The sequence below is a fragment of the Micromonospora parathelypteridis genome (assembly GCF_014201145.1).
GTDB classification, from domain to species: Bacteria; Actinomycetota; Actinomycetes; order Mycobacteriales; family Micromonosporaceae; genus Micromonospora; species Micromonospora parathelypteridis.
On sequence record NZ_JACHDP010000001.1, the window covers coordinates 4,812,682 to 4,833,084 of the forward strand.

General features: G+C 71.6%; 14 protein-coding genes. 9 read left to right on the forward strand and 5 right to left on the reverse strand.

The window, feature by feature from the left end; all coding sequences use genetic code 11:
• Positions 1 to 36 precede the first annotated feature (36 nt).
• The 3 genes from HNR20_RS21680 to fxsT are packed head-to-tail and all read left to right on the forward strand — an operon-like array spanning position 37 to position 5,830.
• A complete protein-coding gene (locus HNR20_RS21680) occupies positions 37 to 696 on the forward strand; it encodes a TIR-like protein FxsC (protein ID WP_229687467.1) in 660 nt (219 codons plus the stop codon).
• Positions 693 to 1,964 carry a TIR-like protein FxsC gene (locus HNR20_RS21685; protein WP_184182730.1) on the forward strand — a complete coding sequence of 424 codons (1,272 nt, stop codon included), beginning with the start codon at positions 693 to 695 and terminating at the stop codon, positions 1,962 to 1,964. The genes HNR20_RS21680 and HNR20_RS21685 overlap by 4 nt, the downstream gene beginning before the upstream one ends.
• The gene (gene fxsT / locus HNR20_RS21690) at positions 1,961 to 5,830 is read left to right on the forward strand and encodes an FxSxx-COOH system tetratricopeptide repeat protein (RefSeq protein ID WP_184182732.1); all 3,870 of its coding nucleotides are present in this window, start codon (positions 1,961 to 1,963) and stop codon (positions 5,828 to 5,830) included. The genes HNR20_RS21685 and fxsT overlap by 4 nt, the downstream gene beginning before the upstream one ends.
• Before the next feature lie 70 nt (positions 5,831 to 5,900).
• Here fxsT and HNR20_RS21695 read toward each other — a convergent pair whose 3' ends face one another.
• Positions 5,901 to 6,809 carry an alpha/beta fold hydrolase gene (locus tag HNR20_RS21695; RefSeq protein ID WP_229687468.1) on the reverse strand — a complete coding sequence of 303 codons (909 nt, stop codon included), beginning with the start codon at positions 6,807 to 6,809 and terminating at the stop codon, positions 5,901 to 5,903.
• A gap of 220 nt (positions 6,810 to 7,029) precedes the next feature.
• On the opposite strand from HNR20_RS21695, the gene miaB reads away from it, so the two are divergent.
• Entirely contained in the window at positions 7,030 to 8,523 is a 1,494-nt protein-coding gene (gene miaB / locus HNR20_RS21700; RefSeq protein WP_184182738.1) for a tRNA (N6-isopentenyl adenosine(37)-C2)-methylthiotransferase MiaB, read from the forward strand.
• Between the two features lie 49 nt (positions 8,524 to 8,572).
• Here the strand turns inward: miaB and HNR20_RS21705 are convergent, their stop codons facing one another.
• Both HNR20_RS21705 and HNR20_RS21710 read right to left on the reverse strand, forming a co-directional pair.
• A complete protein-coding gene (locus tag HNR20_RS21705) occupies positions 8,573 to 9,934 on the reverse strand; it encodes a pectate lyase family protein (protein WP_229687469.1) in 1,362 nt (453 codons plus the stop codon).
• 518 nt (positions 9,935 to 10,452) lie between these two features.
• Complete coding sequence (locus tag HNR20_RS21710; protein ID WP_184182745.1) at positions 10,453 to 11,661, reverse strand: DUF349 domain-containing protein; 1,209 nt, start codon at positions 11,659 to 11,661, stop codon at positions 10,453 to 10,455.
• A gap of 150 nt (positions 11,662 to 11,811) precedes the next feature.
• Here HNR20_RS21710 and HNR20_RS21715 point away from each other — a divergent pair, with 150 nt between their 5' ends.
• Genes HNR20_RS21715 through dapF form a run of 3 tightly spaced genes read left to right on the forward strand, consistent with a single transcriptional unit; the run spans position 11,812 to position 14,358 of the window.
• Positions 11,812 to 12,579 carry a class III extradiol dioxygenase subunit B-like domain-containing protein gene (locus HNR20_RS21715; RefSeq protein ID WP_184182748.1) on the forward strand — a complete coding sequence of 256 codons (768 nt, stop codon included), beginning with the start codon at positions 11,812 to 11,814 and terminating at the stop codon, positions 12,577 to 12,579.
• Positions 12,576 to 13,499, forward strand: a complete 924-nt coding sequence (miaA, locus tag HNR20_RS21720) for a tRNA (adenosine(37)-N6)-dimethylallyltransferase MiaA (protein WP_184182751.1) — start codon at positions 12,576 to 12,578, stop codon at positions 13,497 to 13,499. The genes HNR20_RS21715 and miaA overlap by 4 nt, the downstream gene beginning before the upstream one ends.
• 7 nt (positions 13,500 to 13,506) lie before the next feature.
• Complete coding sequence (gene dapF, locus HNR20_RS21725) at positions 13,507 to 14,358, forward strand: diaminopimelate epimerase (RefSeq protein WP_184182754.1); 852 nt, start codon at positions 13,507 to 13,509, stop codon at positions 14,356 to 14,358.
• Between the two features lie 122 nt (positions 14,359 to 14,480).
• On the opposite strand, the gene HNR20_RS21730 is transcribed toward dapF, so the two are convergent.
• Positions 14,481 to 15,947, reverse strand: coding sequence for an NAD-dependent malic enzyme (locus HNR20_RS21730; RefSeq protein WP_184182757.1), 1,467 nt, complete (start codon positions 15,945 to 15,947; stop codon positions 14,481 to 14,483).
• Positions 15,948 to 16,130: 183 nt separating this feature from the next.
• Between HNR20_RS21730 and hflX the strand changes: the two genes are divergently transcribed.
• Positions 16,131 to 17,585, forward strand: a complete 1,455-nt coding sequence (gene hflX, locus HNR20_RS21735) for a GTPase HflX (RefSeq protein WP_184182760.1) — start codon at positions 16,131 to 16,133, stop codon at positions 17,583 to 17,585.
• 50 nt (positions 17,586 to 17,635) lie between these two features.
• On the forward strand, positions 17,636 to 19,390 hold the full coding sequence (locus tag HNR20_RS21740; protein WP_184182763.1) for a hypothetical protein: 1,755 nt from the start codon (positions 17,636 to 17,638) through the stop codon (positions 19,388 to 19,390).
• 58 nt (positions 19,391 to 19,448) lie between these two features.
• Here HNR20_RS21740 and lexA read toward each other — a convergent pair whose 3' ends face one another.
• A complete protein-coding gene (gene lexA, locus HNR20_RS21745) occupies positions 19,449 to 20,234 on the reverse strand; it encodes a transcriptional repressor LexA (protein ID WP_110563337.1) in 786 nt (261 codons plus the stop codon).
• Between the last annotated feature and the right edge of the window lie 169 nt (positions 20,235 to 20,403).

Below are 20,403 nucleotides of genomic sequence, written 5' to 3' on the forward strand. Positions count from 1 at the left end.
ATGTTCCGGCCGCGTGGGGAGGGCGGAGGGGCTGCGGTGAGCACAGTGGACGCACCCTCCCGAACGCGCGCGCCGCTCTTCTTCCTCAGCTATTCGAGAGCGCCGGTCCGTCGGGCCACCGGCAAGCCCGCCGAATATGTTTCCCGGTTCTTCGAGGACCTCTCCGTCCACGTCAGCGAGCTGGTCGGCCCGGTGACCGGGGTCGACGCGGGCTTCCTGGACAGCTCCATCGCGGGCGGGGAGCGCTGGAGTCCGGAGCTCCTCGAGGCCGCCGGCACCTGCCAGGTCTTCGTCCCGCTGGTGTCCAGCGCGCTGCTCGGCAGCGAGTGGTGTGGCCGGGAATGGGACGCCTTCTCCCGCCGACGGATCGTCCCGCGGCACAGCTCCGCCTCGGCCCACGAGACGGCGATCGTGCCGGTCACCTGGTCGCCGACGAACGGCGCCGCACTGCCCCGGGTGCTCCGCGACATCCAACGGTTCTCCCCGACCGCCGTGCCGGATCCCGACATCGCGGTGCACTACCAGCGGGATGGGGTCTATGGCTTGCTGACCATGCAGTGGGAGAACGCGTACCGGGCGGTGGTCTGGCGGCTCGCACAGCGGATCGTGGCCATCCACCGGTCGTACCTGGTGGAGCCCTGGGTGCCGGAGAGCGCGGACGAGCTGTGCAACCGGTTCGCTGAGGAGCCGGGATGAGCCCGCCGGCGGACCGGCGTCGACCGGCGGCGCGCGGGACGTACTTCTTCCTCAGCTATGCCCACTCGGCGCCGGCGCCGGGAGCGCGGGCCGACGCCGACGTCTGGGTCGGCCAGTTCTTCACCGATCTGTCCGACGCGGTGCGGCGCCAGGCGCGACCGGTGGCCGGGATGCGCATCGGCTTCTTCGACCAGCACATCCCGTTGGGCGCGGACTGGAAGGCCGCTCTCGCCGAGGCACTCGGTGACGCCGAGGTCTTCGTCCCGCTCTACTCACCCGGCTACTTCAGCCGTCCGTGGGCACTGGGGGAGCAGGAGTCCTTCCGGGCACGGTTGGCCGCCGCCAAGCCGGCCCGGACCGCCGCCGGCCATCTCATCCCGGTGCTGTGGATCCCGTTCCCTCCGTGGGAGGCCCATCCGGAGTTGGACGGCGCACTGGACCTGGGTCGGGACGTCCCGGAGTACGCCGAGGACGGCCTACGCGCGTTCTGCATGCTCGCCTCCTACCGGGAGCAGTACGAGCTGCTGCTGAGCCGCCTGGCCGGTCAGATCGTGCACATCGCCGAGCGGCGACCGCTGGGCCCGTCCCGGGCGCCCGGCCTCGACGAGGTCGCCCGCCCGGCGCCGACCGACCCGGACTTCGTCGTCGCCGTCCTGGCCCCGACCCAGGACCGCCTCCCGGCCGACCGCGACCCCGCCGGCTACGCCGCCAACGGCCGGCTCTGGCGGCCGTACGGGCGCAGCCAGGAGTTGCCCGCGGCCGAGTACGCGGTGAGCACCGCCGAGCGTCTCGGGCTGTCCGCCCGCACGGAAGATTTCGCGCAGGCCGCCGGGCTGCTCGATCGTCGACCGGCCGTGCTGCTGGTCGACCCGTGGATAGCGGCGACCCCGGATGGGCCCGAAGGCCTCGCCCGCATGCTGCACGGTCTGCGGGAGTGGGTCGTTCCCCTGGTGGTCACCGACGAGGAGGACACCCAGGACGCGACCCGGTGGGCGACCGAGGTGACGCAGGTGCTGCACGACGCCGGTCTGCCCCAGGTGAAGCGTGCCTGCAGCATGCCGGAGTTCGTCGACCTGATGCCGGCGCTGGTCACCGAGGCCCGCCGCCAGTTCCTGAAATACGGCCCGGTCGTCCCCTTCGAACCACCGCCGGAGCCGGTGCCGAGCCTGCGGGACGGCCTGTCCGCCGCCGGCCCGACCGGTACGCCCGACCCCGCGTCCACGCCTGATGATCCGGCCCCACCGCGTACCCACGGAGAAAACCGATGAACAACGATCGCGAAGGTCAGGTCGTCACCTTCTACTCGTTCAAGGGTGGGACGGGTCGGACGATGGCGCTGGCCAACGTCGCCTGGATCCTCGCGGCCAGCGGCCGGCGGGTCCTCGTCGCCGACTGGGACCTCGAGTCACCCGGCCTGCACCGCTTCTTCCACCCGTTCCTCGACGCCGAGGCGATCCAGGGCACCAGCGGCGTGATCGACATGATCCGCGACTACGAGTGGGAGACCACCCGGGTCGACGACCGGCCGGATCGCTGGATGGAGCAGTACGCCCGGGTCGGGCGGCACGCGTTCTCGCTGCGCTGGAACTTCCCGGACGGCGGCGGCCTCGACTTCCTCTCCGCCGGCCGGCAGAACAGCGACTACGCCGTGTCCGTGAGCGGGCTGGACTGGGACAACTTCTACAACCGGCTGGGCGGTGCGCAGTTCTTCGAGGCGCTGCGGGCGGACATGAAGCGCCAGTACGACTTCACCCTGATCGACAGCCGGACGGGGTTGAGCGACGTCGCCGACATCTGCACCCTGCACCTGCCGGACACCCTGGTCGACTGCTTCACGCTCAGCGACCAGGGCATCGACGGGGCGGCCCGGGTGGCGCACTCGGTGCGGGACCGGTACCGCCGGCGCGACATCCGGGTCCTGCCGGTGCCGATGCGGGTGGACCAGGCCGAGAAGGAACGGGCCGAGGCGGGTCGCCTGCTGGCCATGCGCCGGTTCGCCGGCTTGCCGGCGGGCATGACCGAGGCGGAACGGCGGCGATACTGGGCGGCGGTCGAGGTCCCGTACCGGCCGTTCTACGCGTACGAGGAGACACTGGCGACGTTCGGTGACCCGCCCGGCTCGCCGACGTCGCTGCTGGCCGCGTTCGAGACGTTGACCGGGATCCTCACCGACGGTGCGGTGACCGCGCTGCCGGTGATGGACGAGTCGGTGCGGGAGCGGGGCAAGGCCCGCTTCCGGCGGCGTACCGAGGCGATCGACGACCAGATCGTGCTCCGGTGCGCGCCGGAGGACGCCATCTGGGCCGAGTGGCTGGAGCGGGTGCTCAGCTCGGCCGGGCTGCGGGTGGTGGACCCCACCGCCGCCGTCGGGTCCGCCGGTACGCCTGCCCCGCGCACGCTGACCGTAGTGTCGCCGGCCTACGTGGCGACGCCGTCGGGCGGTCTGCCCGACCGCGACACGAGCACCGGCTCCACGGCCCTCGCCGTGTACGTCGCCGACCTGCGCCCGCTGGCCGAGTTCCCTTCCCAGAGCTCCACCAACCTGGTCAACGTGAGCGCCGCGACCGCCGTGGAGCGGGTGTTGCGGCTGGTCGGCCGGCCAGTGCCGTCGTCGGCGGACGGCCCGGCGGGTGGGAGTTCCCGCTATCCCGGCGCCGAGCCGTTGATCTTCAACGCGCCCAACCGGAACGCCCGCTTCACCGGCCGGGAGGACGACCTGGCACGGCTGCGCGCGCAGTTGCAGAGCGGGGGCAGCGCGGTGGTGCTGCCGGTCGCCCTGCAGGGCATGGGCGGTGTCGGTAAGACCCAGGTGGCCCTGGAGTACGTGCACCGGTACAAGGCCGCGTACGACGTGGTGTGGTGGATCGTGGCGGACCCGCCGCAGTTCGTCGACACCGCCCTCGCCGACCTCGCCGGTCGCCTCGGCATCCTCGCCGGGCCAACCCTGCCCGACACGGTCCGGTCGGTACTGCAGGTGCTGAGTCGGGGCGAGCCGTACGAGCGGTGGCTCGTCGTCCTCGACAACGCCGAAGAGCTCGACCAGATCGAACCCTTCCTGCCACAGGGCCCCGGGCACGTCCTGCTGACCTCCCGCAACCGGGCCTGGGGGGACCGGGCGAACCCGATCCAGGTGGATGTCTTCGACCGCACCGAGAGTGTCGCGCACCTCGCCCAGCGGGTGCCCACGATCAGCGCCGAGGAGGCCGACCGCGTGGCCGAGGCGCTCGGCGATCTGCCGATCGCGGTGGCGGCGGCGGGCGCGTGGCTCGCCGACACCGGCACGTCGGTCGCCGACTACCTGCGGCAGATCGAACGACACGGCCCCAGCGCGCTGTCGGTGGAGGCCACCTGGGACCTGTCGCTGAACCGGCTGCTCGACCAGGCGCCTGCCGCGTACCGGCTGTTGCAGCTCTGCTCGGTGCTGGCCCCGGAGATCGCACTCGAACTCGTCTACAGCGACGAGATGGCGGCAGCTCTCGTGCCGTTCGACCCGTCGGTGTCGGAGCGGCTCGTGCGCGGTGCCCTGGTCCAGCAGATCAACCGGTTGGCGCTGCTGAAACTGGACGTCCAGGGCGGGCGGGTCCAGGTGCACCGGCTGCTGCAGGCGGTGGTACGCGACCGGATGACCGATGACGAGATCAACGCCGCCCGACACCAGGTGCACCTGGTGCTGGCCGCGTCCCGGCCCCGCGGTGACGTGGACGACCCGACCACCTGGGCCCGGCTGCGCATGCTCTGGCCGCACCTGGAGGTCTCCGAGGCGCTGACCTGCCCGGACGAGTCGGTGTGTCAGCTGCTGATCGACCGCGTCCGCTATCTGTGGCAACGCGGTGGCCTGGACCAGGCCGACGGGTTCAGCCAGGAGGTGGACGACACCTGGTCCGCCCGGCTCGGCGACACACAGGACGAGGCCGACGCGACGGCGCTCGGTCGACAGTTGCTGCACCTGCGGTTCAACCGGGCGAACATCCTGCGCAGCCTGGGCCGGTTCGAAGAGGCCCGGGACCTGGACGAGGCGGTGCTGGCGGAGCAGCGTCGGCTGCTGGGCCCGCTGCACCCGCACAGCCTGATGACCGCCGGCAGCCTCGGCGGCGACCTGCGGGCGCTCGGCCGCTACGCCGAAGCGCTGGATCGGGACCGGTCCACCTACGCCTCGTGGCTTCAGGTGTTCGGTGAGGACCACCCACGGACGTTGAGTGCGGCCAACAACCTCGCCGTCTCGTACCGGCTGGTCGGCGACTACCGGTCGGCCCGCCGCTGGGACGACGAGGTGCACCAGCGGCGGCGGCTGGTGCTCGGCCCCACCAACCCGTACACCCTCGTCTCCGCCGTCCGCCTGGGCAGCGACCTGCGGGAAGCCGGCGAGTACGAGAGGTCGGCCACCCTGCTGCGCACCGTGTACGACTCGTACTGCGAGGTGCTCGGGCCCGACGACGGTAGAAGCCTCAGTGCCCAGGTCAACCTGGCGGTGTCGATGCGCAGCGCCGGCCGGGCGGGCGAGGCGGCGCCGATGTTCGAGGCGGCCTACCGGAAGTTCGACGAACTCTTCGGACCGGACAACCCGGACACGGTGGCGTGCCGGTCGAGCCGGGCGGCGAATCTGCTGGCCGTTGGCGACGCGGGCCGGGCGTTTACCGAGATGACCGCCGTGATCCAGGCGTACGAGGAGGAACTCCGGCTCGGCCCGGAGCACCCGCACACCCTGGCGACGTTGAGCAACATCTCCGCCGCCGAGCGTGCGCTCGGCCGCAGGTCGGAGTCGCGTGCATCGGCTGCCCGGGCTGCCGGAGAGTTGCGCAAGGTGCTCGGCCCCGACCACCCGCACACGCTCGCGGCGGAGGTGAACCAGGCGGTGTGCCTCGCCGAGGAGGGCGACTGGGAGTCGGCACGGGACCGGCTGCGGGAGACCGCCGGCCGGCTGTCCGCGGTGATCGGCGCGGACCACCCGGACACGCTGCGCTGCCTCGGCGATCTCGCCCTGGTGTCGAGGCGGGCCGGCGACGGCGCTCCCGCCGAGGACGTCGGCGCGGTGGCGGAGCGGCTGGCCGAGGTGATCGGCCACGAGCACCCGACCGTGCAGACCCTGCGCGAACGGCGGTTCGTCGTCCGCGTGATCGACCCGCACACGATCTGATCAAGGGCGGTCCGGCGGGTGGGTGGGGCGTTTGACCCGCCCGCCGGGCTGCTCGTTCACGTCTTGGATCTCAGTGTCGCGGGCTGGTCGCCAGCTCCGGGTTGGCCAGCCAGGTCAGGGTCTGCGGCAGGATCTCCACCGCCCCGAAGTGCGCGGCGCCGGGCTGCACCTGGACCTCGGCGCGTGAGATTCGTGCGGCGAGCCAACGGGAGTGCTCCACCGGGGAGAAGCGGTCCTGCTCGCCGTGCCAGAGTCGGACCTCCGCGCGGATGGTGCCGAGGTCGAACCCCCAGCCCCGCCGAATCGCCAGCACATCGTCGATCCAGCCCTCGGGGCCGTGCCGCAACGCCTCGGAGTACATGTCGGTCAGCAGGCGGCGGATCGCGATGTCGTCGACCACTCGGATGTCCGCCTCGGGCAACTGGGGGCGGAGGAAGTCCAGCAGCGTCATCGGGTCCTTCCGGGCCTCTTCCGCGCGGACCTTCAGGTTGAGCGTCAGCTCGGTCAGGTCCTCGTCGGCCTGCCCGTAGTCCTCCACGTTCGTCTCGGCCATCCCGGCGTACCAGTCGAGGTCGGGTGCGCCGGCCGGTGCGAGCCCCACCAGCACGGCGGCCCGGGTGACCCGGTCGGGCAGCAGCGCCGCACAGGCCAGGGCGTGCGGCCCTCCGCCGGATCGGCCCACCACCGCGAACCGCTCGATGCCGAGGTCGTCGGCGATCGCCGCCACGTCGGCCGCGGCGTCGGCCACCCGCCGACCCTCGTGCCGGTGGGAGTCGCCGTAACCGGGTCGGTCGTAGCAGACGAGGTGCACGCCGAGGCGGTAGACGACGATGCCCCGGGGCCGGGGGCCGCTGCGGCTGCCCGGGGTGCCGTGCAGCAGGAAGACCGCGGGCCCGTCCGGTGCGCCGGAGGTCTCCACTGCGAGGTGCCGGCCGTCCGGGGTCGTGACGGTGCGCTGTGCCGCATCTTGTCGCGTCACGGTTGGCCTCCCGCGGGTCGTCATGTGCTCCCCCGTGAACGGAGCCGCGCATCGTCGGCGCCGAGTGCAAAGCCCCCGAAATCGCCCAGAACACATCCTTGTTGTGCAGCGTACTGCCCGTCGTGGATGCCCGCCATGGGCCGCCGGGTCAATGCCGGTGGGTTGGGGTCGTCAAACGGGCCGCTACCCTGGTAGCCCGAGGGGAAGGGGCACCAAGAGGGTGGCTAGGACCTACAACGTCGTGACGTACGGCTGCCAGATGAACGTGCACGATTCTGAGCGCATCTCCGGCCTGCTCGAACAGGCTGGCTACGTGCGCGCGGTGCCGGCCGACGACTCCCCGGACATCGTCGTCTTCAACACCTGCGCGGTGCGGGAGAATGCGGACAACCGGCTCTACGGCAACCTCGGTCGTCTGCGCCCGGTGAAGGACAAGCACCCCGGGATGCAGATCGCGGTCGGCGGCTGCCTGGCCCAGAAGGACCGGGGTGAGATCGTCCGCAAGGCGCCCTGGGTGGACGTGGTCTTCGGCACCCACAACATCGGTGCGCTGCCGGTGCTGCTCGAGCGGGCCCGGCACAACGCCGCCGCCGAGGTGGAGATCCTCGAGTCCCTCGACGTCTTCCCCTCCACGCTGCCCGCCCGCCGCGAGTCCACGTACGCCGGCTGGGTGTCGATCTCGGTGGGCTGCAACAACACCTGCACCTTCTGCATCGTGCCCGCGCTGCGCGGCAAGGAGAAGGACCGCCGTCCCGGCGACATCCTCTCCGAGGTGCGCGCCCTGGTCGACGAGGGCGTACTGGAGGTGACCCTGCTCGGGCAGAACGTCAACTCCTACGGCGTCGAGTTCGGTGACCGGTACGCGTTCGGCAAGCTGCTGCGCGCCTGTGGTGACATCGACGGGCTGGAGCGGGTCCGGTTCACCAGCCCGCACCCGAAGGACTTCACCGACGACGTGATCGCCGCGATGGCCGAGACACCGAACGTCTGCCACTCGCTGCACATGCCGTTGCAGTCCGGCTCCGACGACGTGCTCCGGGCGATGCGCCGGTCCTACCGCTCCGAGCGCTACCTGGGGATCATCGAGAAGGTCCGGGCAGCGATGCCGGACGCGGCGATCACCACCGACATCATCGTCGGCTTCCCCGGCGAGACCGAGGCCGACTTCCAGCGCACGCTGGACGTGGTCCGCGAGGCCCGGTTCTCCTCGGCCTTCACCTTCCAGTATTCGAAGCGTCCCGGCACCCCCGCCGCGACGATGGACGACCAACTGCCCAAGCAGGTCGTGCAGGAGCGCTACGAGCGGCTGGTGGCATGCGTCGAGGAGATCACCTGGGCGGAGAACAAGCGACTGGTGGGGGAGACCGTCGAGGTGCTCGTCGCGGTCGGCGAAGGGCGCAAGGACGAGCGGACCGGCCGGATGTCCGGTCGGGCCCGCGACGGTCGGCTGGTGCACTTCGCGACCGAGGCCCCCGGCACGGAGTCGATGGCCGGCCAGATCCGGCCGGGAGACATCGTGCACACCACGATCACGTACGCCGCGCCGCATCACCTCAACGCCGACGGGGCGCCGGTGGCGCACCGACGGACCCGGGCCGGTGACGCGGCCGAGGCGGGACGATCCCCGCGTACCCCCGGGGTGTTGCTGGGTCTGCCGACGATCGGCGCGCCGCCGGTCGCGGCCGCGCCCACCGCGGGCTGCGCCACCCACTGAGCTACGGAAGGGCCCCTTGGACAAGGGGCCCTTCCTCTTACCGCTGCGCTCAGACGGTGATCCGGCCGACGCCGGCGCCCGCCGTCACGATGGACTTGACGTTGCTCGCGGTGTCCAGCTGGTAGGAGTACGGGATGCCGGCCACGCTGCCGCCGGTCTGGCCCGTGGGCGAGTTGACGAAGTGGTTGTTGCGGGCGACCAGGCTGCCAGGCCCGGAGTCACCCTCACCGAGGTGGTACGGGTCGTCGACGTTCTCGAAGTAGTTGCCCTCGACGAGCACACCGGCGTTCTCGGTGGACGCGACGCCGTAGCCACCGTTGGCCCGGTAGTAGTTGTTGTACACGTGCACCGGGTTGCCGAAGCGCACCCGGGGGTTGCGCTGGTTGCTGCCGTCGAACCAGTTGTGGTGATAGCTCACCCGCAGGTGACCGACGTCCTGGCTGGCGTTGTCGTCGCTGTGGCCGAGCAGCATGTTCTTGTCGTGGCTGAAGACCCGGTTCCACGACACGGTGACGAAGTCCGAGCCGCGCTTGATGTCGACCGCGCCGTCGTACCCGTTGGTGAAGCTGTTGTGGTCGATCCAGATGTTGGTGGCCGACTCCTGCACGTTGATCGCGTCGTCGTTCCAGTCCCGGAAGGTCAGGTTCCGGATGATGACGTTGCGGTCACCGTTGATGTTGAGCCCGCAGCCGGCGATGGTCGCGCCGGAGTTGCCGAGGATGGTCTTGTTGGACCGGACCCGCAGCATTCCGGAGCAGGAGATGGTCCCGGACACCCGGATCACCGCGGCGCCGGTGGCGTTCAACGCGCTGGTCAGCGCCGAGGCGTTGGTGACGGTGGTCGTCGCGGCGTTGCCGCCACCGGTGGTGCCGCCGTTCTGGGTGGCCCAACCGACCAGACCGGTCTGCGGCGGGTTGTTCGTCGGGGGCGGCGTGCTGGGTGGTGGGGTACTGGGTGGCGGCGTGCTCGGCGGCGGGGTGCTCGGTAGCGGCGGAGTGGTCGGGGTGGTGCCCCCGGTGCAGGCGACGTTGTTCAGGGTGAAGCTGGTCGGGACCGGGTTGCTGGAGTTGTTCCAGCTCGCGTTGAAGCCGAACGAGGTGCTGCCGTTGGTCGCCAGGTTGCCGTTGTAGTCGACGTTGGTCGCGGAGACCTGACCACCGCTCTGTGTAACGGTGGCGCCCCACGCCTGGTTGACCTGCTGACCGGCCCCGTACGACCAGCGCAGCGTCCACCCGGAGATCGGGTCGCCGAGGTTGGTGACCGTGACGTTGCCGGTGAACCCGCCCGGCCACTGGCTGGCGACCGAGTAGGCGATCCGGCAGCCGGCGGCCGCCTGGGCGGACACGGCGGTCAGCAGCCCGGCGGTGACGAGGGTGGCGGTGGCTGCGGCGGTGGTTGCGATCAGCGTCATTCGACGCCGTCCTGTGCGCATGCTGCTTCCTTTCGATGAGGCGGACGGACCGTCGCGACGCCCATGCCCGTGGGCGGCGAATGATGGCCGGGACCAGTGGTCCTCGGGCCCGCCAGTGCAGAACGTGAAGGAAAGCGGCTCCCGCGCTCGCGCTCGCCGATGTGCAGGCAAGCGCTTTCCTGATAGAAGCATAGAAGCGTATGAATGTAAATGGCCGGGGCGGTCGATGCGCGGTAGGCGTGCCGCCGAGAGTGGTGGGACGGAACATGCGAGCGCAGGTCAATGCGTCGCCGTCGCGCCGTCGGCGCATGTCGCCTGGCCCTCCGACCCACGGCGCGTCTACCCCGCTTGATCGTGCTCGATCCAGGTTGTAGTGGTCTCACTCGGACTCGGATGCCACTACTTCCTGGATCGAGCACGATCAAGGGCGTGGCCGCGCGGGGCGTGGCCGCGTGGGGCCCGGACATGCGGGAGCCCCCGGTCCCGTGCGGGACCGGGGGCTCCCGGAGAACGTCAGCTCAGCCGGCCTGCTCGGCGAGCTGGAGGAACTGCCGCTTGGCGGCGAGCGCCTGCTCGGCGTCCTTGATCCGGCGCGTGTCCCCGGCGCTCTGCGCCCGGGCCAACCGCTCCTCGGCTTCCGCGACCTGCGCCCGCATCTGGGCGAGCAGCGGGTTGTCCTCCTTGGTGGTGCGGCGCCACGCCGAGTCCATCACGTCGCGGACCTTGTCGTCGATGACGCGGAGCCGGCGCTCCAGCCCGGCGGCTGCCTCGCGGGGCACCCGGCCGGCCTCGTGCCACTGTGCCTGGATCTCCCGCAGCTTGGCCTGGGCGCCCTTCGGGTCGGCGTCGATGTCCAACGCCTCCGCCTCGGCGAGCAGGGCCTGCTTGCGCTCCAGATTGCCGCGCTGCTCGTTGTCCCGTGCCGAGAAGACCTCACTGCGCCGGCTGAAGAAGGCGTCCTGCGCGCCCCGGAATCGTTCCCAGAGCTTCTGCTCGGCCTCCTTGGAGGCGCGCGGCGCGGCCTTCCACTGGGTCATCAGATCCTTGAGCTGGTTGGCGGTGGCGGCCCAGTCGGTGGATTCCTGGAGCTTCTCCGCTTCGGCGACCAGCTCCTCCTTGGCCGTCTGCGCCTGCTTGCGCTGCGAGTCCAGGGAGGCGAAGTGGGCGCCACGGCGGCGGGTGAAACCGTCCCGGGCGGCGGCGAACCGCTTCCACAGCTCACCGTCGGCCTTCTTGTCGACCCCACGGATGGTCTTCCACTCGTCGAGGATCTCCTTGAGCCGGTCCCCGGCGGTCTTCCACCCGGTCGACTCGGCGGCGAGCTTCTCGGCCTCCTCGACCAGCGCCGTCTTGCGGGCCAGTGCCTCGCCGCGAGCGGCGTCCCGGGCCGCGCGCGCTTCGCCGGCCTTCTCCTCGGCGAGGGTGGCCAGCTTGTCCAGGCGAGCGGCCAGCGCGTCGATGTCGCCGACCACGTTGGCCTCGGGCAGCGTGGTGCGGATCCGCCGGATCGTGCTCAGCGAGTGTCCGGCATCCGCCGCACCCGACTTGAGACGCGCTTCGGTCAGGTCCACCTCGGTCACCAGGTCGGCGAAGCGGCGTGCGAAGTGCGCAAGGCCCTCCTCCGGTGCTCCCGCCTGCCAGGATCCGACCACCCGCTCGCCCTCGGTGGTCTTGACGTACACGGTGCCGTCCGCGTCCACCCGTCCGAAGGCAGTCCAGTCGCTCATGTGCCCATCCTCGTTCTCCCGGCGTCGAGGGAACGATCCCCCGTCGCCGCCACGGCGCAGCCAAGTTGCTTCCGGCATTGTCACAGGTCCGACCCGGTCCGCGTCGAGCGCCTATCGCCGACCGTGACCATACGGTGTCCTAGGGGCCGAATGACCGGATCGGCGCGGAGACGCTCCGGGGATTCCCGCTACGGTGATCAGGTGCCACTGGTCGCTGCTGCCGTCTGCCCGCATCCGCCCCTGCTCGTGCCCGAGGTGGCCGGCTCCACGGCCCCGGAGCTGGACGACCTTCGGGCGGCCTGCGACACCGCCGTACGCCGGTTGCTGGCCGCCGAACCGGACACCGTGCTCTTGCTGGGCACCGGTCCGGCGACCGGCCCGATCCCCAACCCGGCGACCGGCACGCTGCAACCATGGGGTGTCGACCTGGATGTGCCGTTGGTCTCCGGCCAGCCCGATCGCGGTGCGGTGCTGCCGTTGAGCCTGACCATCGGGGCGTGGTTGCTGGCCCGACACCACACACGGGAGCGGGTGACCGCCGTGCAGGTGGCTGCCGACGCCGGCCCGGCCGAGCTGGCCGCGCTCGCCGACGAGATCAACGCCGTGGCGGGCCGAGTGGCGTTGCTGGTGCTCGGGGACGGCTCGGCCTGCCGGGGGGAGAAGGCCCCCGGGTACGACGACCCGCGCGCCCGCCCGTACGACCAGCGGGTCGCCACGGCCCTGGCCGAGGCGGACCTGGACGGCCTGCTCGACCTCGACCCGGTGCTGTCGGCGGAGTTGAAAGCGGCCGGCCGCGCGCCGTGGCAGGTGCTCGCCGGCGCGGCCCGATCGGCCGGCGGCGGGTGGCGCGGTGAGCTGCTGCACGACTCGGCCCCCTACGGCGTCGCCTACTTCGTGGCGTCCTGGGAGCGGGTGTGACCAGCGAAGGACCCGGCACGGTCGTCGCGGTGGTCGGCCCGACCGCCGCGGGTAAGTCGGCGCTGAGCATCGCGTTGGCGCACGCCCTCGACGGGGAGGTGGTCAACGCCGACTCGATGCAGCTCTACCGGGGCATGGACATCGGGACCGCCAAGTTGACCCCCGCCGAGCGGGACGGAGTGCCGCACCACCTGTTGGACATCTGGGAGGTCACCGAGCCGGCGAGCGTCGCCGAGTACCAGCGGCTGGCCCGCGCGGCGGTCGACGACATCCTGTCCCGGGGGCGGGTGCCGCTGCTGGTCGGTGGGTCCGGGCTGTACGTGCGGGCGGTGTTGGAGCGCTTCGAGTTCCCCGGCACCGACGCGGTGCTGCGCGAGCGGCTGGAACGGGAGTTGGCCGAGGTCGGCCCGGCGCCGCTGTACGCGCGGCTGCGTGCCGCCGACCCGGTCGCCGCCGAGGGCATCCTCCCCGGCAACGGGCGGCGGATCGTCCGGGCCCTGGAGGTGATCGAGCTCACCGGCGCGCCGTTCACCGCGTCGCTGCCGCAGCCGACGCCGTACTACCCGTCGGTGCAGCTCGGCGTCGACCTGGACACCGGGCTGCTGGACGAACGGATCGCGCTGCGGGTCGACCGGATGTGGGCCGACGGCCTGGTGCCCGAGACCCGCGAGCTGGTCGGGCGAGGGCTGCCCGACGGGCGGACGGCGAGCAGGGCGCTCGGCTATCAGCAGGTGCTGCGCCTGCTCGCCGGTGAGCTGACCGAGTCGCAGGCGCACGACGAGACGGTCCGGGCCACCCGGCGGTTCGTCCGCAGGCAGCGGTCCTGGTTCCGGCGCGACCCGCGGATCCACTGGCTGGATTCGGGCGGACCGGACCTGATCGGGGACGCCCTGCGCCTGGTGCCGTCCGCTGCGCGATGATGGGGGCGTGGAGTTCACCAAGGGCCACGGCACCGGCAACGACTTCGTCCTCCTTCCCGACCCGGACGGTCAGCTCGATCTGACCCCGGAGCTGGTCGCGGCGCTCTGCGACCGGCGGCGCGGCATCGGTGCGGACGGCGTACTGCGGGTGGTCCGCGCGGCCAAGCATCCGGAGGGCGCCGGGCTGGCCGGCGAGGCCGAGTGGTTCATGGACTACTGGAACGCCGACGGCTCGTTCGCCGAGATGTGCGGCAACGGTGCCCGGGTCTTCGTGCGCTACCTGCTCGAGACCGGGTTGGCGACGCCCGCCGGCGCGGCGCTGCCGGTGGCCACCCGGGCCGGCGTCGTGCGCGCGCTGGTCGAGGGCGGCACGGTGTCCGTCGAGATGCGCCGCCCCCGGCTGTACGACGGCTCCACCGCCACCCTGGGTGGGCTGACCCTGCCCGGCACCGCCGTGGACGTCGGCAACCCGCACCTGGTCTGTGTCCTACCGACGGGTGTCGAGTTGGCCGAGCTGGACCTGACCACGGCGCCGGGGTTCGATCCGACGGTCTTTCCGACCGGGGTGAACGTGGAGTTCATCGTGGCGGGTGACCCGGTCGACGGCACCGACGGGCACACGTTGATGCGGGTGTACGAGCGCGGCAGCGCCGAGACCCTGTCCTGCGGCACCGGTGCCTGCGCGGTGGGCGCTGTGGCCCTGCGCGACGCCGGCCGGGACACGGGCGTGATCGCCGTCGACGTCCCCGGCGGCCGCGTGACGGTCACCGTCACGGCCGACTCCTGCTGGCTCTCCGGCCCCGCCGTTCTGGTAGCGACCGGCGAGATCAACCCCGCCACCCTGCAGCCGTCCGCCTGACGCAGCCCCCCCGGCCCCGTTCACGCAGCGCCCACCCCTGTTGATCAAGAGGTTTGCGTCAGGATCAGCGCGGCTCCTGACGCAAACCTCTTGATCAACCCAGAAGGAGGGGCTGCGGCCCGTTACGGGGTTGCGCTTGCGTTGGCTGCGATCTCCGGGAGGTCGGCGGGGCCGGGGTCGGCGGCCGGCAGCGGGCTGGGGTTGTGCGCGGCGGCGCGGACGGCGGCGGCGACCGCCGGTGCGACCCGGGAGTCGAAGACGCTCGGCACGATCACCGTCGGGTTGATCTTGTCCTCGCCGACGACGTCGGCGATGGCCCGGGCCGCCGCGATCGCCATCTCCTCGGTGAACTCCTCGGCGTGCGCGTCCAGCATGCCGCGGAACACCCCCGGGAAGGCGAGCACGTTGTTGATCTGGTTCGGCTGGTCCGAGCGGCCGGTGGCGACCACGGCGGCGTGCTTGCGCGCCTCCCGCGGGTCGACCTCCGGGTCCGGGTTGGCGAGCGCGAAGACGATCGAGTCCTTGGCCATCTGCGCGATGTCCTCGCCGGTGAGCAGGTTCGGCGCGCTCACACCGATGAACACGTCGGCACCCCGGATCGCACCCGGCAGGTCGCCCGAGTAGTTCTCCTTGTTGGTGTTCTCCGCCAGCCATTGCCACGCCGAGTTGAGCCCGGTCAGCCCACGGTGCAGGGCGCCCTGCCGGTCGTACGCGATGATGTCGCCGACGCCCTGGCGCAGCAGCAGCTTCATGATCGCGGTGCCGGCCGCGCCAGCTCCGGAGACGACCACCCGGACGTCCTCGAGCTGCTTGCCCACGACCCGCAGCGCGTTGGTCAGCGCGGCCAGCACGCAGATCGCGGTGCCGTGCTGGTCGTCGTGGAAGACCGGGATGTCCAGCGCCTCGCGCAGCCGCGCCTCGATCTCGAAGCAGCGCGGCGCGGCGATGTCCTCCAGGTTGATCCCGCCGTACGCCGGCGCGATCGCCTTCACGATCTGCACGATCTCGTCGGTGTCCTGGGTGTCCAGCACCACCGGCCAGGCGTCCACCCCGCCGAAGCGCTTGAACAGCGCCGCCTTGCCCTCCATCACCGGCAGCGACGCGGCCGGGCCCAGGTTGCCCAGGCCGAGCACCGCCGAACCGTCGCTGACCACCGCGACGGTGTTGCGCTTGATGGTCAGTCGCCGGGCGTCCGCCGGGTTCTCGGCGATCGCCATGCAGACCCGGGCAACCCCCGGGGTGTACGCCCGGGACAGCTCGTCGCGGTTGCGCAGGGCGACCTTCGAGGTCACCTCGATCTTGCCGCCCAGGTGCAGGAGGAACGTCCGGTCCGACACCTTCCGCACGTCCACGCCGTCCAACGCGGTCAGCGCGTCGACGACCTGATCGGCGTGGCTGGCGTCGGCGGTGTCACAGGTCAGGTCGACGATCACGTGGGTCGGGTCCGAGTCCACCACGTCCAGCGCCGTGACGATCGCCCCGGCCTCACCGACAGAGGTGGTGAGCCGGCCGATCGAAGAGGCGTCCGCGGTCACGGCGATCCGGATGGTGATCGAAAATCCGGCGCTCGGCAGTCGGGTGATGGCCACGGGATCCCTCCGTCACGGCTGTGCGGCCGATCGGCCGCCGCCCGCATTTCTACCGGGTTGTCGCAGCCGACCAGCATTCGCCCCCACTTTTGGCGACCTTGAGCATGGGCATATAGCAGGTGCGTTCGGCGTTGTGTCATGTCAGGATTGCGTTCTACTTATCAAAACGGACAGGAGAACCGCTTGCGAGACCAGGAGAGCTTTGTCCCCGTCGAGGACGAGCTCGACGACGTCACCACCGGCGAGATGGACCTGTCGGAGCGGCAGTCCCTCCGACGCGTCCCGGGCCTGTCAACCGAGCTCACCGACGTCACCGAGGTGGAATACCGCCAGCTGCGGCTGGAGCGGGTCGTCCTGGTGGGCGTCTGGACCGAGGGCACGGTGACCGACGCGGAAAATTCGCTGACCGAGCTTGCCGCGCTGGCCGAGACCGCCGGTTCGCAGGTGCTCGAAGGGCTCATCCAGCGCCGCACCCGACCCGACCCGGCCACGTACATTGGCCGCGGCAAGGTCGACGACCTCGGCAAGGTGGTGCTCTCCACCGGTGCCGACACGGTCATCTGCGACGGCGAGTTGTCCCCGTCGCAGCTGCGCAACCTGGAGCAGCGCACCAAGGTCAAGGTCGTCGACCGGACCGCGCTGATCCTCGACATCTTCGCCCAGCACGCCAAGAGCAAAGAGGGCAAGGCCCAGGTCGAGCTGGCCCAGCTCGAATACCTGCTGCCCCGGCTGCGCGGTTGGGGTGAGACGCTCTCCCGGCAGACCGGTGGTTCCGGCCGTGGTGGCGGCGCCGGTGGCGGTGTGGGTGTTCGTGGTCCCGGTGAGACCAAGCTGGAGACCGACCGGCGGCGTATCCGCCACCGCATCTCCCGGCTGCGTCGCGAGATCAAGAGCATGCGGACGGTACGCGTGACCAAGCGCGCCCGCCGTTCCCGCAACGCCGTCCCCGCGGTCGCCATCGCCGGCTACACCAACGCCGGCAAGTCCAGCCTGCTCAACCGCCTGACCGGCGCGGGCGTGCTGGTGGAGAACGCGTTGTTCGCGACGTTGGACCCGACCACCCGGAAGGCGACCGCCTCGGACGGCCGGCTCTACACCCTGTCCGACACGGTCGGCTTCGTCCGGCACCTGCCGCACCAGATCGTCGAGGCGTTCCGCTCGACGCTGGAGGAGGTCGCGGAGGCGGATCTGGTGGTGCACGTCGTCGACGGCACCCACCCGGATCCGGAGGAGCAGGTCCGGGCGGTCCACGCGGTGCTCGCCGAGGTGAGCGCCGACCGGCTCCCCGAGTTGCTGGTGGTCAACAAGACCGACGCGGCCGACGAGGACACGCTGCTGCGGCTCAAGCGGCTCTGGCCGGACGCGATCTTCGTTTCCGCGCACTCCGGGCGGGGCATCGACGGGCTGCGCGCGGCGATCGAGGAGCGGCTGCCGCGCCCGGCCGTGGAGGTCCGGGCCGTGCTGCCGTACGACCGCGGTGATCTGGTGGCCCGTGTGCACCGCACGGGCGAGGTGCTCAGCACGTCGCACCTGCCGGAGGGCACCCTGCTGCACGTCCGCGTCGGCGCGGAGCTCGCTGCGGAGCTGGCGCCGTTCGACGTCGAGCGGCAGGGGCAGGCGGCCGGCAGCCGATCCTGAGCGACCACGGCGTCATCCAACCGAAACCCGTGGCATGCGACACTGGCCGAATGCGCCGCGTTGTTTCCTCGGTCACGGTTGCCCTCGGCCTGTTCGGGGCAACCGTGGCGCTCGCCGGAGTCGCCGCAGCGGCTCCCGCCCCCGGGTTGTCCGTGCTCCCCGCCGCCGCTGTCGGCCAGAAGCGGTGCACGATCACCGACGAGCGGCTGCGGGAGCTGTCCGGGCTGGTCGCGACCAAGAGCGGCTTCATCGTCATCAACGACGACACCGAAAACGCGGCACGCGAGCGGGTCTTCTTCCTCGACAGCAAATGCAAGATCGCGAAGGATCCGGTGCGGTACCCGGGGCAGGGCCCGACCGACACCGAGGACCTGGCCCTCTCCAAGGATGGCGGCACCCTCTGGATCGCCGACACCGGTAACGCCACCACCGCGAAGGAGCGCCGCACCCGCGTCGCGCTGTGGTCGATGCCGGTCACCGGCGCGAAGCAGCCGACGCTGCACCGGATCTCCTACCCCGGGTCCAAGGCGTACGAATCCGAGGCGCTGCTCATCGGCGACGACGGAAAACCGCTGCTCATCACGAAGGTGACAAGCGGTAAGGCCGAGATCTACACCCCGACGGCGGCCTTGAAGAACGGCGACACCGACCCGGTGCCGATGGGTAAGGTCGGCGAGATCACGCTGCCAAAGACGCAGACGGAGAACACGCTCAACACGTTCGGCCGGATCGCCATCACCGGCGCGTCCCGTTCGCCGGACGGCTCCCGAGTGGTTCTGCGCACCTACGCGGATGCCTTCGAGTACGACGTGAACGGCGGCGACATCCTCGGTGCGCTCACCACCGGCAAACCGCGGGTGACGGCGCTGGCCGACCCGTTCGGCGAGGCCATCAGCTACACCTCGGACGGTAAGGCGTTCGTCACCGTCTCCGACGCGGGCCGGTTCACCGAGGACGAGACCCTCGACATCCTCAGCTACACCCCGTCCAACTCGACCGCGGTGCCAGCGGCCCCGGCCGGGGCCGCCAAGCCGGCCGCCTCGAAATCCTGGACCGCCGGGCTGGGCCTCGACGAGATCATGTACATGGTCGGCGCGGTCGGGTTGATCGGCCTGCTGCTGGTCGGCGCCGGCATCATCGGCATCGTCCGTGCGCGTCGCCGGCTGCCGGAGGCCGACGCGGAGACACCGGACCCGGATGGCGGGCCGCTCGGCCCGCGCGCAGGCCGTGCCGGCGACGGTTTCGCAGCGCCGAATGACCGTAAGGGCGGTGTCTACGGTGGCGGCGCCCCGGCGGGCGGCGCGGCTTACGGCGGTGGCGCGGGTCGCGGTGGCCCGGCCCCGGCAGGCGGCGCCGTGTACGGTGGCGGCCGGCCGGCAGCCGCAGGCAGTGGCTACGGTGCGGCACGGCCGGACGGCGGGGCCGGCGGTGGCGTGTACGGCGGAGCTCGCCCGCCAGCCGGTGGCGGTGGTCGTCCTCCAGCCGGTGGCGGTCGCCCGCCGGTTGGTGGCGGTGGTCGTCCCCCGGCGAGTGGCACCGGTCGCCCCCCGGCCGGTGGCGTCGGCCGTCCCCAAGGCGGTGGCGGCGGTCGGCCGCAGGGTGCCGGCGGTCGTCCTGGCGGCGGTGTGTACGGCGGTGACGGCAGCCAGCCCGGCGCTGGTCGTGCCGAGCCGCCCCGGCGCGGTGGGCAGGAGCCCGACTACCGAGGCCAGCGGCCCGGCCGTCGGCGTGACGACGACGCGCCCGTCGATCCGTACGGGCCGTATCCCGGGGGCGGTCGCGGCCCCCGGGGCGACCGCTACTGACCGGCGTCAGAACGAATGTGGGTGAGTGCCCGTGGCACTCACCCACCCCAACGACCGGTCAGATCCGGCGCAGCACCGCCACGACCCGGCCCATGATGGTGGCGTCGTCACCGGGGATCGGGTCGAAGGCCGGGTTCTGTGGCATCAGCCAGACGTGCCCGTCGCGCCGCCGGTAGGTCTTGACGGTCGCCTCGCCGTCGAGCATGGCGGCCACGATCTCGCCCGAGTCGGCGGTCGGCTGCTGCCGAACTACCACCCAGTCGCCGTCGCAGATCGCCGCGTCGAGCATCGAGTCGCCCTTGACCTGGAGCATGAAGACCTCGCCCTCGCCCACCAGCTCGCGGGGCAGCGGGAAGATGTCCTCAACGGCCTGCTCGGCGAGGATCGGCCCACCGGCGGCGATCCGACCGAGCATCGGCACGTACGCCGGGGTCGGTCGTTGTGCCCGGGACAGCTCGTCGTCGATGGCCTCGCTGGGGGCGCGGACGTCCACCGCGCGGGGCCGGTTGGGGTCGCGGCGCAGGAAGCCCTTCTTCTCCAGCTCCTTGAGCTGGTAGGCGACGCTGGACGGCGACACCAGGCCGACAGCCTCGCCGATCTCCCGGACGCTCGGCGGGTAGCCGTGCCGCTCCACCCAGGTGCGGATGAACTCCAGGATGCGCCGCTGGCGGGCGGTCAGGTCGACCGTCGCCGGGTCGGGGAAGGCGCTGACCACCGGGGTGACCGGGCGCACGGCGGGCTGACCCGTTCGGCTGCGCGCGGCACTGCGGCGTCGGGTGGCTGGCGGGCCCGCGTCGGTGATCTGCTGCGGGCTCTTCGGCCGGCTGGCCCGGTCCTCGGTCACGTCCGTCCTCCCTGGTCGGCGCTGGGTGCCTCGTCGGCTCGTGGTGCGTGCGGTGGTGCCACGTTGTTCATGACCGTATAGGTGAGATCAGTCATTTTCAAACATCTGTACGACCTCTCACCGGCGTGTCGGGGTGAAAAACCACTCCGGTCGTACGGATGTTCTGATA